The sequence below is a fragment of the Alterileibacterium massiliense genome, assembly GCF_900104645.1.
Lineage (GTDB): Bacteria > Bacillota > Clostridia > Peptostreptococcales > Anaerovoracaceae > Alterileibacterium > Alterileibacterium massiliense.
This window is the reverse complement of sequence record NZ_FNWE01000001.1, coordinates 102,281-115,757: the sequence shown is the minus strand read 5'-3', so window position 1 is coordinate 115,757 and position 13,477 is coordinate 102,281. Positions and strand designations below refer to the sequence as shown.

Here is a 13,477-nt window from a genome sequence, read left to right as displayed (position 1 = left end):
AATTATAAAATATATTTTTCTACATCAACTTCCCTTATCTTTTCACGGAATTTCTCCTTGACCTTTTCTCTATCGATCGTAATTTTATCGATTTTTTCGTCAGGAAGTTCAAAACTTATGTCTTCCAAAAGAATTTCAAGAATTGTATTTAGCCTTCTAGCTCCTATATTTTCAGTTTCCTGATTCATTAGATATGCCATTTCAGCGATTTCGTCGATGGCATCATCAGTAAAGTCTATTATAGCTCCATCTGTCTCAAGGAGGGCCTTTTGCTGTTTTGTAACGGCATTCTCAGGTACCGTGAGTATTTTTTTAAAATCTTCCTTGTCAAGATTTTTAAGCTCAACATTTATAGGGAATCTTCCCTGAAGCTCAGGAATTAAATCCGACGGCTTTGATACATGGAAGGCTCCGGCTCCTATGAATAACATATGGTCTGTCTTTATAGGGCCATGCTTAGTGTTGACAACGCTCCCCTCTACGATAGGTAATATATCTCTTTGCACGCCCTCTCTCGAAACATCGGCAGATGAAGAATTTACAGAATGTCCCGACGCTATCTTGTCAATCTCATCGATAAAAATTATTCCATTTTGTTCAGCATTCTTTAGTGCTTCATCGATAACCTCGTCCATGTCTATGAGATTTTGTGCTTCCTGCTCTCTTAAAATCTTTCTGGCTTCACTTACCTTAACCTTTCTCTTTTTGGTGCGTTTTGGCATCATGTCTCCAAAAATATTCCCAATTGCTATGCTGACTCCCTCATTTTGCATATCAAGCTGGTTTGAGCGAGGCTTATCTTCTACCTCTATCTCTATATATTGATTCTCAAGCTTTCCATCTTTCAAATCTTTTCTAACCTGCTCTCTAGCAAGAATAACATCCTGACTCTCTTTATTGCCCGCCTCGGAAGCTTTCTTTTCTTCATATTCCTGCTTTTGGCTCTTGTATCCTCCGCTGTTTGCAAAGGCATCTAATGGTGAGCTACCTTTCTTTTTCTTTTCCTTTCCTGGGATAATTGCTTGAACTATTAAATCTTCAGCAATTTTATCTGCAGCATCAAGCTTTTCATCTATTCTCTTTTGCTTTGTCAGCCTTATCGAAGCCTCTGCAAGGTCTCTAACCATTGAGTCAACATCTCTACCGACATAACCAACCTCTGTAAATTTTGTCGCCTCAACCTTGACAAAGGGTGCGTCCATTATCCTTGCAAGCCTTCTTGCTATCTCTGTTTTACCAACACCCGTCGGACCAATCATCAATATATTTTTGGGCGTTATCTCCTCTTTCATCTCTTCGGTTAACTTATTTCTTCTATATCTATTCCTAAGTGCTATCGCTACAGATTTTTTTGCCTCATCTTGCCCTATTATATATTTATCAAGCTCTGCCACAATTTGCTTAGGAGTCATATTCTTAATATTTGTAGCCATTTTCTCCTCCATTATTTCAGTCCATATCTAAATATGCCTAAAGCTTTTCAACTGATATATTGTCATTTGTATAAACGCAAATATTCGATGCAATTTCGAGTGATTTTCTAACTATGGATTCGGCATCAAGCTCTGTATTCTCATAAAGAGCCTGTGCAGCGGCGTAGGCATAATTCCCGCCAGACCCTATCGCTATAACATTCTTATCTGGAGAAATTACCTCACCATTTCCAGATATTACAAGTATTTCATCTCTATCTGCTACTATCATAAGTGCTTCGAGATTTCGTGCAGCCTTGTCATTTCTCCATATTTGAGCCAAATCGACTGCAGCCCTCTTTATATTGCCATCGTGCTCCTTTAGCTTTTTTTCAAATTTATCTGTGAGCGAAAAAGCATCTGCAACTGAACCCGCAAAACCTGTTAGCACCTTATTGTTATAAATCTTTTTTACTTTTTTTGCACCATTTTTCATTATGGCAGTTTCACCCATGGTGACCTGACCGTCGCCACCTATACATATGTCACCATCCGGCCTCATAACCGCACAAATTGTTGTCGCATGAAATTCTATCATCTGTATACTCCTTACATTTTCTTATCGCTTTTTAAAGACTCAGTATATTTACATTCAGGATTAGAGCATTTTAATTTCTTTGACCTTCCTTTTTTTATGAGAAGAAGGCTTCCACATTCAGGACATTTTTTATCCACCGGTTCGTCCCAGAAAGAAACTGAACATTCCGGATAACCCGAGCAACCGTAGAATATCCTGCCCTTTCTCGATTTTTTCTCAAGCAAATCTCTGCCACATTCAGGGCATTTTACACCAATTTTCTTAACAATCGGTTTTGTGTTTTTGCACTCAGGATAACCAGTGCAGGCAAGGAATCTACCAAATCTTCCCTCTTTTATAGCCATAGGTTTTCCACATTTTTCACAAATCTCGTCTGTAAGCTCGACTTTCTGCTCAATTCTCTCAGCCTCTTTGTTTGCAATTTCGAGTTCCTTCTCGAAATCCACATAGAAGTCGGACACAACTTCTTTCCACGGTATATTGCTATATTCAATCTTGTCAAGATTATCTTCCATCTCTCCCGTAAATTTTACATCTACAATATCTGTGAAAAATTCTGACAAAATTGTAATTACATCAAATCCAAGCTCTGTTGGAATCAAGGATTTCTTTTCTTTTTTAACATACCTTCTACCAGTAAGAGTGGTTATTACGGAAGCATAAGTGCTTGGGCGACCTATGTTTTTATCCTCCATCTCCTTTACCAAAGATGCCTCAGTATATCTTGGCGGCGGACTTGTGAATTTCTGTTCTAATTTAATATCCTTAAATTCAAGCTTTTCTCCCTCGTTAATATCAGGCAGATTGTTATTGCCGTCCTTTGTCTCAGTCTTATATATCCTTCTAAAGCCGTCAAATTCCATCTTTGAGCCAGAAGCATTAAGCTGATATTTGCCATTCTTAATCTTTATAAGCTTTGTATCATGAATGCAGGTTGACATCTGCGATGAAAGGAATCTAATCCATACTAAATTGTATAGTTTATATTGATCATTTGATAGAGATTCCTTTATATCTTCAGGCGTTAGACTAACATCAACCGGCCTTATCGCCTCATGTGCATCTTGAGATGCCTTATTTTTGTTCTTATAAATATTATTAGAATAATATTCAGAGCCAAGATTTTCTTCTATATATTTTTTTGCTGAGTTTTTCGCCTGATCAGAAATTCTAACCGAGTCTGTTCTATGATAGGTTATAAGTCCCTGCGTTCCAAGTCCTTTTACATCAACTCCCTCATAGAGTTGCTGTGCGATATTCATGGTCTTTTTTGTAGAGAAATTAATTCTAATAGAAGCATCTTGCTGCATTGTGCTCGTCGTATATGGTGCATAAGGTCTGCTCTTTTTCTTTGAGCTTTTAACTTCAGATACAATATATTCATAACCTGCAAGCTCTGTCTCAACATCCTTAGCCTCTTTTTCAGATGAGATTTTTATATTCTTATTGTTTTTCTTCGTAAGTCTTGCTGTAAATCCCTCTTTAAAATTTGCATCTATATTCCAATATTCTTCTGGTTTAAAATCTATTATTTCATTTTCTCTATCGCAGATAATTTTTAATGCTGCACTTTGAACCCTGCCAGCACTTAGCCCACGCTTTATCTTCTTCCAAAGCAGTGGACTTATCTGATAACCAACAAGTCTATCGAGTACTCTTCTCGCCTGCTGAGCATCTACAAGTCCCATATCGATAGGCCTTGGATTCTTTATGGCAGATTTTACCGCTTCCTTATTTATCTCATTAAAGGTAACCCTGCAATTCGATTTGGGATCTATCCCGAGCAAAAATGCAAGTTGCCATGATATTGCCTCTCCCTCACGGTCAGGGTCTGTCGCAAGCAGAACTTTTCCTGCTCCCGCCGCTTCTTTCTTTAGGCTATTTATCGTCTTTGCCTTTCCTCTTATATTTATATAATCCGGCTCGAAATTTTCTTCAATCTTAACTCCGAGCCTGCTTTTCGGCAAATCTCTAATGTGTCCTTCCGACGCCATTACCTTATATGATGAACCGAGATATTTTGATATAACTCGTCCCTTTGAGGGGGATTCTACTATTATCAAGGTCTTTTTTCTTGTTGTTTTGGACTTTGCCTGTGCCATCAAAGACTCCTCCACTATTTTTAATTTCGATATAACATATTTTCGTATAATAAAACAGAATTATAGATTTTGCAAGTTATCGCATTTGTTTAATCTTATTTTTCCGGCATTTGCTATGTAATTTCTTCTTTATTACAAATTTACTGCAAAATTACACCTTAGTGCAAAATTGAACTTTACTACTAAATTGAACACTATATTTTTTATTATTTTATATATTTTATATTTTTACCTTCTAATATATATCGTGAAGAAATGAAACTTCTTAGATATTAAGGTGTTAATTCTTTGAATTTATTTTCAGCTCAAAAATTTCCATAACTCTCCTTATTCCAAAATTTCATCAAAACTGAACCTCTCAAAAAGTTTATGAATATGAGCTATGCTTTTTATTGAGAAATGCTTTCACATACTCTGTTATTTCGTAAATACTTTTTAGAGTATATGAAGTATTATCTTTATCTTGTAGTTTGTGAATATCCGTATAAATAGAAAAAGCCCTTTGAGAAAAGATTTCTCCTCTCTCAAAGGGCAAGTTGGCAAACTGGAAGTTAATTATTTAGAACGCCTTACAATAAAGTAAACCAACCACTCTATCGCTAATACACCCAGATAAAAAATCCCCCATACAGCAAAACTAATCAGCTTTACTTCTAGTGTCTGTACAGCACCATGTCCGTCTACTGTTCTTATAAAAAAGAAAATACTAACAAGTAAGAAAAATATAAATTGAATGATTTGAAAAGTTTTCCATCTTTTGCTTACCATATTGTTCCCTCCTTAACTTTCGATTTGTATTTATGTTTGTTTTAAAAATGGGCAATCCCGATTGAAATAGCCCACTCTTTGTACTAATTATGCGATTTTTTCTTGCTTGCACCGATTTCTGCATCAATTGATGTAAGTTTGATGTAAATCGCTGTTTTCAAATTTTTTTATCAAACGAAATACGATCCGTCTATTCTGTAAAACGATAAATTTTTACATCATCTTAATAAATCTTTGCTCCTGCTGGAATATTTTCATCTAAGATTATCAGGTTAAGCAACTCTCCTCCGCCTTCTTCACAAACTGCTGAAAGCAACATTCCCTGTGATTCTTCACCCATCATCTTTCTAGGCGGAAGATTTGTTATTGCTAAAAGCTTCTTTCCTACCAATTCCTCTGCTGAATAATAATCTTTTATTCCAGAAAGTATAATCCTATCCTCTTTAGAACCATCATCAAGTGTAAACTTTAGCAATTTCTTGCTCTTAGGCACTTCTACGCAATTTTTTACCTTGACAACTCTCATATCTGATTTGCTAAATGTGTCAAAATCAACAAATTCCTCAAATAATGGTTCAACCTTTATCTTTGATAAGTCAATTTTCCTAGCTTCTTCTTTTTTCTCAGAATTCTCCGGCTTCATTGTTGGGAAAAGCTGAACATCTCTGATTGTCTGCTGGTCTGTAAGTAGCATAACTAGCCTGTCAACTCCAATACCAATTCCACCTGTAGGAGGCATTCCAACCTCAAGTGCATTGACAAAGTCCTTATCCATAGGATGGGCTTCATCATCTATTCCAAGATTTAGTTCTCTCTGCTGAGCTTCAAACCTCTCATATTGGTCGATAGGGTCATTTAATTCAGAAAAGGCATTTGATAGTTCCCAGCCATTGATATATGCTTCAAATCTCCTCGTAATTCTTCTGTCTTTCGGATCTTTTTTGGCGAGAGGCGATACCTCAACAGGGTGACCGCACACGAAGCAAGGCCCATCTAAAAATCCAGGAATATCTTCGCAGTATTCCTCAAACATCTCAGCTATAATCTTGCCTCTTGTCATTTCAGCCTCATTCAAATCTTCAAAGCTCATTCCATATTCTTTAGCAGCCTTTATTGCATCTTCGTCCTTATCTATCTCATCAAAAGGAATTCCCGTCACCTTTATAACCGATTCCGTCATATCGATCTTATTCCATGGAGGTGTAACATCAAAAGACTTGTCACCATATTTAATAATAGGAGTTCCATTTACTTCCATGGCACATTTGTAGACAACCTGCTCCATTAATTCCATCATGCTCTCGAGGTTGCCATACGCCATATATGCTTCCATAGATGTAAATTCCGGACTGTGATTTCTATCCATTCCCTCGTTTCGGAATACCTTGCCCATCTCATATACTCTATCAAGTCCACCTACTATCAGCCTTTTTAACTCAAGCTCAAGTGAAATTCTAAGTTTTAGATCAAAGTCAAGAGTATTATGGTGTGTATTAAATGGTCTTGCATTGGCTCCGCCCGCAATAGTCTGAAGAACCGGTGTTTCGACTTCAAGAAAATTATAATCTTCCTCAAGAACCTTTCTTATCATCTTAATTATCTTAGCACGAGCGATAAATGTATCTCTAACCTCTTCATTCACAATTAAATCTACATATCTCTGTCTATATCTAAGATCTGTATCTTGAAGTCCGCTCCACTTGTCAGGAAGAACTTGAAGCGATTTGCATAAGAGATCAATCTTTTCAGCGTGGATTGAAATTTCTCCAGTCTTTGTCTTAAATACTTTTCCCCTAACTCCAATAATATCGCCGATGTCGTATGTCTTAAACCACTTATAATCTTCTTGGCCGATGTCATCACGCCTAACATAAATTTGTAACCTGCCATCTCTATCTTGAATATCGCAAAAAGAAGCCTTTCCCATAACTCTCTTTGTCATAAGTCTGCCAGAGAGGCTTAATTCTTTTCCATCAAATTCTTCAAACCTATCTTTTATTTCCTTGCTATAAGCATCTATATCATAGGTCTCATGGATATATGGATCTCTTCCGGCATTTCTTAAATCTTCGAGCTTTTTTCTCCTTATAAGGCGTTGTTCGCTCAAATCTTGAATTTCAGCATCTTTAGAAATATTTGTTTCTTTATTAGTCATATCTACAGACTTCTCCTAACTATCTAATTTAAAATTTGTTTTTTTAATTTTATATCTTTTATCTTTTTATTTAATTATGATTCTATTTAATTATATTATTTCAATTTAATGTTAATGCCATTTTTTATTTTGACTTTATTTTTACTTCATTTTAATTTTATTTTGATTTTATTTTGATTTTTTGATGTCGAGAATTTGGTATTTTGCCTCTCCTGAAGGGACAGTAAAATGCACCTTATCTCCCTTTTTTCTTCCAAGCAGGTTTCTTCCAACTATGCACTCGCTCGATAGCTTACCTTCAAATGGATCTGACTCGGTATCTCCGACGATTTCATATGTTACCTCTTTATTTTCCACCATATCCTTTAATTTTACAGTTGTTCCAACGCCAACTGTATCGCTTGAAATATCCTCATCTTTTATTACTACAGCATCTCTTAGCTGAATCTGTATTTCACCTATTCTCTCCTCGAGGTTTGCCTGTTCTTCCTTTGCAGCATCATACTCTGAGTTTTCAGAAATATCTCCATATGAGATAGCCTCTTTCAACCTCTCCGCTACCTCTTTTCTTCTTACGGTAATAAGCTCGTTAAGTTCTTTTTGAAGTTCATCATATCCTGCTTGCGTCATCTGTTCTGCCATATGTCCATTCCCCTTTCAATCCTTATCATTTAATATTTTATTTATCTATATATTTCTATATTCATATATTTACTTATAGAAATTTTTATTGATTTACTAATGCAATTTATTACTGCCTTATAATTTTTTTATATGCTTTTTTGTCATTATTGTATCGTTCTTTATCTTATTTATTAATAATTTTCAATTGATGAAAAAAATATCTACATTCTCGCTGGAGCTAAGGTTCAATATCGCAGAGTATTTAATCTTAAATCTCAAAATATCACCTATTTCGTATGACGAATCACAATCTTCAATATCTATAATAGTGTGATCTCCTGAAGCACCAATAAGTTCTACCTTATCATCTTCTGGAATAAGAGAGGATATGTCTCCATAATCTGCTCTACCTATGGCAAGCAAGGCTCTATTGCGAACCCCTCTATCCACATACTTTCCCTTGTTTCCAAAAGCATCTACCCCAAGCTTGCCTATAGGATAAGACGGCTTTTTCTTTATTTCTATGATTTCCGCTTCAAGGTTAAATGGACATTCAAGCTCATCAATTTCTTCTCTGCCATATACGGTTCTAATCTCATCATATGGGCCTGCTATAATTGCTGCCCCAATTCTCAGCATATTAATCCCGTCCATATATTTATCAAAGACACCCATAAGACTTGAGGTTGCACCGCCGGAGACGATTTCAAGCTTTCTTCCTATGGCTTTTTCAACCTTCTCGCTTAATATTCTCAGGTCTTTCATCTTGTCTTTTGTAGGAATTATAGAGCCGTAGCAGCCTAGGTTTGTCCCTACTCCGGCAAGCTCAATTCCATTTAAATCATTTTCTATCTTAATAGCAATGGATATAAGTTCTTCAGCATCAATGAAGCCCTCTCTAAGGTCACCTAAATCTGCCATCAAAACGACCTTATGCCTTCTATGTCCTCTTTTTAAGACCTCATCATTAATTTTTTTTATAACTACGAGCTCGCTATTTAAACTATACTCACAGGTTTCAATAAGCCTTGGCACTTCACTTAGCATAGGTACCCTTAGCATCATAAGCGGTAGCCTAATACCAGAAGCCTTGCATCTTTCGAGTTGCTCAAGCCTTGATGAGGCGATAATTTTCACTCCCCCCGCTTCCATTTCTTTCGCAACTTCTTCTATTCCGCTTGCTCCCTTTATTACTCCGCTTACAAATATCCCCTGCTCATCACACCAAGATACAACTTTTTTTGTATTATTTCTTATGGCTCTCCTATCAATTAAAAGCCTCGGATATTTATCAAGCATCTTATGCCTCTCTATTGTCATCAATAAATCTCTTTACCTTCATAGACGAGCTGACTTCAAAATCTCTTTTTCTTATGATAAAGCGATGAATTTTCTTAAAAAGTGGCTTATCCTTATTAACATCATCTACAATGCCCTGAATCAAATCAGAAAGCTTCTCTTCAGAATAATCAGCCCCAAGCCTTTCAATAACATCTTCTTCTGACGGCTTTATAGTCGCTACTATCTCTCCACTATTAACTCCATCCTTTGCCTCCGCCCATACCATTGCTTCTTCAATATAATTACTGGATTTTAGATAGCCCTCAAGCTCTTCAGGGAAGATATTTTTACCATTTGCTGTTATTATCACATTCTTGCTCCTACCTGTGATATAGACATAATTATCTTCATCGAGGTACCCTAGGTCACCTGTGTGAAGCCATCCATCTATTATGGTCTTTGCTGTATTCTCAGGATCCTTATAATATCCTTTCATCACATTAGGGCCACGGAAGCAGATTTCTCCTATTCCATCTTCATCTTTATTTATTATCTTGCACTCAATTCCCGGTATTACAAATCCTGCAGCTTTTAACTTTATATCTTTTTTTACATCGGGATTTAATGCTACCATCGGTGATGTCTCAGTCAATCCATATCCCTGCACCGATATTATTCCAAGCCCTGCGAAAAAATTGAACACATCTTCAGAGATTGCAGCTCCACCTCCGATAAAAGTTCTAATTCTGCCACCAAAGGTATCTGTTATTTGCTTTGCAAATTTCTTTGAAAGGTCTACTCCTATCTTCTTTGTAAGATTATTTACCTTCATCATCTTGAGAAGAATTTTTTCTTTTCCTTCATTTCTAGCGGTTTTCATTATCTGATTGTAGAATTTCTCATATACAAGTGGTACTGAGAGGAGCATGGTTGGCTTCGCTTCCTGCATATCCTTGACTATATATTTCAGTCCTCTGCATATCGCGATACTAGCTCCGCAGTAGAGAGCTTCTAGATAGGTGCAGGTATTTTCATACGAGTGATGAAGAGGAAGAATTGAAAAGAATAAGTCTCCTACATCTACCCGTAGCACCGTCTGTGCGAGCATGATATTACTGACAAGATTTTTATGTGTTAGCATTACGCCCTTAGCAACTGCAGTTGTGCCAGAGGTAAATAAAATTTCAGCAACATCTGTATTTATAATCTCTGCATCAATAAAGGAGCTATCTCCCTCAAGTATAAGATTACTTCCTTCTTCCATGAGCTTATGCCAAGAAAGCGTTCCCTCGCCAATCTCATGTTCTTCATGACCAACATCTATTATATATTCAATTTGTGTATCCCCGCTGTCCTTGATATTTTTAATCTTGTCATAGTATTTAGGCATTGTAATTATTGCATCAATATCGCCCATAATTGCAAGCTGTTTTAGCTCGCCCTCGCTAAGTTCCTTGTCAAGAGGAATTGCAACGCCTGTGCCGGCTGTAATTGCAAGATATGATTCATACCATTCATAAGCATTTTGACCAATTACTCCTATATGCTTACCCTTTAAGCCGTAGCTTATCATGGCTGTCCCAAGAGAGTTTACATCTCTCAAAAGCTCGGAATATGTAATAGGCGTAAAAGGTTCTACCCCGCTTGGTTTATAAAGGAGAAAAGGTCTTTCTCCATAAAGCTCCACGCTGCTAACAAGCACATCCTTTATATCGGTAACCGTTCTTCTCCACTTATATCTAATGCGATGGTTATTATCATTTCTGACTTTTCCCATCATCTCATCCATTTCCTTAAATTCCAATGCTTTTCTTTCGAGATATTCTTTCTTATTTTCCATATAAACTCCTTGCATACAAATCATATCTTTCTTATTTTTTTCAATTTAGCAATGTTTTCTAATGATTAATATTTTCTAATTGCTAATATTTTCTAATTGCTAATGTTTCCCAATTATTTATTTCCCCCAATTACTAAAAATCTTTAAAAGCGTTTTTTTACAAAATCACTGTCAGCATATTCATAATTATAATTTTCCTCTTCAAATCTCTTTATCTTTAGAGTTGTAGTCTTTATAAATTCTTTCTCCCTTACCTCTATTCTCTTTATTCTCTTATATGGAGGCATCTTTGAATTTGCTTTTTCAATTGCCTCTCTCAAAATAGCACATATATCTTCTGGCTTCTTTGCTCCCTCAGATTCAAGGAATTTAAAATCAGGATATACGATCGCAGTGCATATTAAATCTCCCTTGAAGGAATCTTTTTTACCATAAACTATTGTTTCAACAATGTGTTCGTCAAGTAATAGATAGTATTCCACCTCTTCAGGGAAGATGTTTTTACCACCCTTTGTAACTATTACATTCTTCTTCCTGCCGGTTATATATAAAAAGCCCTCTTCATCTATATATCCATAGTCCCCTGTGTATAGCCAGCCGTCTTTAATCGTTTTTGCAGTATTTTCCGGATCTTTATAATATCCTGCCATAACAGATGGTCCCTTGCAGATAATTTCTCCTATGCCGAATTCATCTTTATCTATTATTCTAACCTCTGTCCCAGGCATCGGTCTTCCTACAGATGAAGCCTTACCATACCTATCCTGATTTACCGCGATTATCGGAGCACATTCTGTCATTCCATATCCCTGAAGCATCGGAATACCCATAGCTTCAAATTCAACTATAACCTTTGGGTCTATCGTGGCTCCACCTGCGATAAATGAGTAAAGCTTAGGTCCAAATATGCTATGAACGGCTTTGAAAATCTTGCGTGTTGCCATTCTATTATTTCTCAGGTTTAATTTTTTTGAGATTGAAATTGCTCTTCTTAGCGTGTCTTTTTTGCCTGTCTTTTCAGCCTGTTTCCAGACCTTTTTGTAGATTGTTTCAAAGATTAGCGGAACTCCAAGCATGATACTGCAATTTGCCTCAAAAAAGTTCTTTTGAATATGCTTTAATCCCTCGCAGATTACGATTGTACCACCTTGATAATATGTCGTCATAATGGAGCAGGTCATCTCGTACGCATGGTGCATCGGAAGAACTGAAAGAACTCTTCCAACATAGTCTTTCTCCATTGGAATTTTAAAATATTTTGACATATTGAATACATTCTGAGACAAATTCATATGGCTTAGCATTACGCCCTTTGCAAGACCAGTTGTTCCTGATGTAAAAAGAATTGTAGAAATGTCATCTTCTTTAACTAGCGCATCTATAAATCTTCTGTCTCCCTCATTTATAAGATGAGAGCCTTTTTCAAGGAGGGCACTAAGCTCTATTATCCTGCTATCTTCAGATGAAAAATCTCTAGGTTCATCTAAAATAACAAGGTTCCTAAGTCCATTCACCTCTTTAAAAGCCTTCGCTACCTTTTCGTGCATCTTGTAAGAAGTGAATACAAGCTCTACATCGGCTCTCTTCATTAAATTTATTATTTCACCAATCTCTAAATTTTTATCTAGCGGAACAATGGTTCCAACTCCTGTTGCGACTGCGAAATATGACATAGCCCACTTATATGAGTTCTCGCCTATTATCGCTATCTTGCTTCCTTTAAAGCCCATATCGATTAGAGTGGTGCCGAGCTCGTCAATATTTTTCTTAAAATCATGATAAGTTATCGCCTTAAAGTCCTTATCTCCTGACTCTTTATACATATATGCAGGTCTATCCGAATACTTAAGCGAGCTATTATTTATTATATCTTTTAAGGTTTCAACATATTCAAATGAATATAGTGCACCAGCGTATTTCTTGCTATTCATATATCTCCAATCTATGCAACCCTCAGCTTTGCATACATATTAGATAATACCATTTTGAGGTCTTTTCGTCAATCTTAAAGAGCTTGCAGTCGAGGGGATAAGCGGGTATAATGTACCTGCTCAATAAAATACTCGATGCGATGATAGAGGGGTTGATTTTCAATATGGATTATAAGATTAATATAGCGGGACTTGATAGGTTTCTCCCTCTTTGCAGGGTAAATGATGATCTATATATCGGAGCTTTTGTAATGTTCGGTGATGTAGAAATTACTATGAAAGCTTCATCCGAGCTTTTAAAAAGGGCTCCGGAATTTGATGTTATCATCACAGCTGAATCAAAGGGAATCCCGCTTGCATATGAAATGTCAAGGATTTCAGGTAAGCCTTATGTTGTAGCTAGAAAAGAATCCAAGCTATATATGAAGGACATTGTTAAGGTTAGCGATAGGTCGATAACGACGGCTCACGATCAGGAGCTATGCCTTGGCAAATCCGACTGCGAGCTGATGGAGGGAAAACAGATTCTTCTAGTCGATGATGTTGTTAGCACAGGTGGTTCAATGGAGGCAATCTCCAATCTGGTTGAAGCTGTTGGTGGAATCGTCGCAGCGAAGATGGCAGTTCTAGCCGAGGGTGATTCGATGATGAGAAAGGATATGATATATCTTGAAAATCTTCCTTTATTCAATCCTGATGGAAGTATAAAATAAGGTTAAGAATTATAAAAGCACTAGAGTTATAAAAGCATAATAATTATATAGGC

Annotated in this window: 10 protein-coding genes; 1 reads left to right on the top strand and 9 read right to left on the bottom strand. The window is 36.5% G+C overall.

Features of this window, described 5'->3' with window-relative positions; all coding sequences use genetic code 11:
• Positions 1 to 2 precede the first annotated feature (2 nt).
• The 9 genes from hslU to BQ5371_RS00470 form a co-directional block, all read right to left on the bottom strand.
• Entirely contained in the window at positions 3 to 1,433 is a 1,431-nt protein-coding gene (gene hslU / locus BQ5371_RS00510; RefSeq protein WP_071132039.1) for an ATP-dependent protease ATPase subunit HslU, read from the bottom strand.
• A 37-nt stretch (positions 1,434 to 1,470) separates the two neighbouring features.
• The gene (gene hslV / locus BQ5371_RS00505; protein ID WP_071132038.1) at positions 1,471 to 2,010 is read right to left on the bottom strand and encodes an ATP-dependent protease subunit HslV; all 540 of its coding nucleotides are present in this window, start codon (positions 2,008 to 2,010) and stop codon (positions 1,471 to 1,473) included.
• 11 nt (positions 2,011 to 2,021) lie between these two features.
• Complete coding sequence (topA, locus tag BQ5371_RS00500; protein WP_071132037.1) at positions 2,022 to 4,112, bottom strand: type I DNA topoisomerase; 2,091 nt, start codon at positions 4,110 to 4,112, stop codon at positions 2,022 to 2,024.
• Between the two features lie 555 nt (positions 4,113 to 4,667).
• Complete coding sequence (locus tag BQ5371_RS00495) at positions 4,668 to 4,880, bottom strand: DUF3923 family protein (protein WP_071132036.1); 213 nt, start codon at positions 4,878 to 4,880, stop codon at positions 4,668 to 4,670.
• Positions 4,881 to 5,103: 223 nt separating this feature from the next.
• Complete coding sequence (gene lysS, locus BQ5371_RS00490) at positions 5,104 to 7,035, bottom strand: lysine--tRNA ligase (protein ID WP_071132035.1); 1,932 nt, start codon at positions 7,033 to 7,035, stop codon at positions 5,104 to 5,106.
• Between the two features lie 168 nt (positions 7,036 to 7,203).
• Positions 7,204 to 7,677 carry a transcription elongation factor GreA gene (gene greA / locus BQ5371_RS00485; RefSeq protein WP_071132034.1) on the bottom strand — a complete coding sequence of 158 codons (474 nt, stop codon included), beginning with the start codon at positions 7,675 to 7,677 and terminating at the stop codon, positions 7,204 to 7,206.
• Between the two features lie 183 nt (positions 7,678 to 7,860).
• Entirely contained in the window at positions 7,861 to 8,979 is a 1,119-nt protein-coding gene (locus BQ5371_RS00480) for an alanine racemase (RefSeq protein ID WP_071132033.1), read from the bottom strand.
• A complete protein-coding gene (locus tag BQ5371_RS00475) occupies positions 8,960 to 10,780 on the bottom strand; it encodes an AMP-dependent synthetase/ligase (protein ID WP_159428249.1) in 1,821 nt (606 codons plus the stop codon). Before BQ5371_RS00475 ends, BQ5371_RS00480 begins: the two co-directional genes overlap by 20 nt.
• 143 nt (positions 10,781 to 10,923) lie before the next feature.
• On the bottom strand, positions 10,924 to 12,711 hold the full coding sequence (locus BQ5371_RS00470; protein WP_071132032.1) for an AMP-dependent synthetase/ligase: 1,788 nt from the start codon (positions 12,709 to 12,711) through the stop codon (positions 10,924 to 10,926).
• Between the two features lie 110 nt (positions 12,712 to 12,821).
• Between BQ5371_RS00470 and BQ5371_RS00465 the strand changes: the two genes are divergently transcribed.
• Positions 12,822 to 13,424, top strand: a complete 603-nt coding sequence (locus BQ5371_RS00465) for a phosphoribosyltransferase family protein (RefSeq protein WP_235821157.1) — start codon at positions 12,822 to 12,824, stop codon at positions 13,422 to 13,424.
• Positions 13,425 to 13,477 lie beyond the last annotated feature (53 nt).

Excerpts from the sequence above, each read along its gene's own strand:
- BQ5371_RS00480 (WP_071132033.1), bottom strand. The coding sequence starts at position 8,979 with ATGACAATAGAGAGGCATAAGATGCTTGATAAATATCCGAGGCTTTTA.
- hslU (WP_071132039.1), bottom strand. The coding sequence starts at position 1,433 with ATGGCTACAAATATTAAGAATATGACTCCTAAGCAAATTGTGGCAGAG.
- BQ5371_RS00475 (WP_159428249.1), bottom strand. The coding sequence starts at position 10,780 with ATGGAAAATAAGAAAGAATATCTCGAAAGAAAAGCATTGGAATTTAAG.
- BQ5371_RS00470 (WP_071132032.1), bottom strand. The coding sequence starts at position 12,711 with ATGAATAGCAAGAAATACGCTGGTGCACTATATTCATTTGAATATGTT.
- BQ5371_RS00465 (WP_235821157.1), top strand. The coding sequence starts at position 12,822 with ATGTACCTGCTCAATAAAATACTCGATGCGATGATAGAGGGGTTGATT.
- hslV (WP_071132038.1), bottom strand. The coding sequence starts at position 2,010 with ATGATAGAATTTCATGCGACAACAATTTGTGCGGTTATGAGGCCGGAT.
- greA (WP_071132034.1), bottom strand. The coding sequence starts at position 7,677 with ATGGCAGAACAGATGACGCAAGCAGGATATGATGAACTTCAAAAAGAA.
- topA (WP_071132037.1), bottom strand. The coding sequence starts at position 4,112 with ATGGCACAGGCAAAGTCCAAAACAACAAGAAAAAAGACCTTGATAATA.
- BQ5371_RS00495 (WP_071132036.1), bottom strand. The coding sequence starts at position 4,880 with ATGGTAAGCAAAAGATGGAAAACTTTTCAAATCATTCAATTTATATTT.
- lysS (WP_071132035.1), bottom strand. The coding sequence starts at position 7,035 with ATGACTAATAAAGAAACAAATATTTCTAAAGATGCTGAAATTCAAGAT.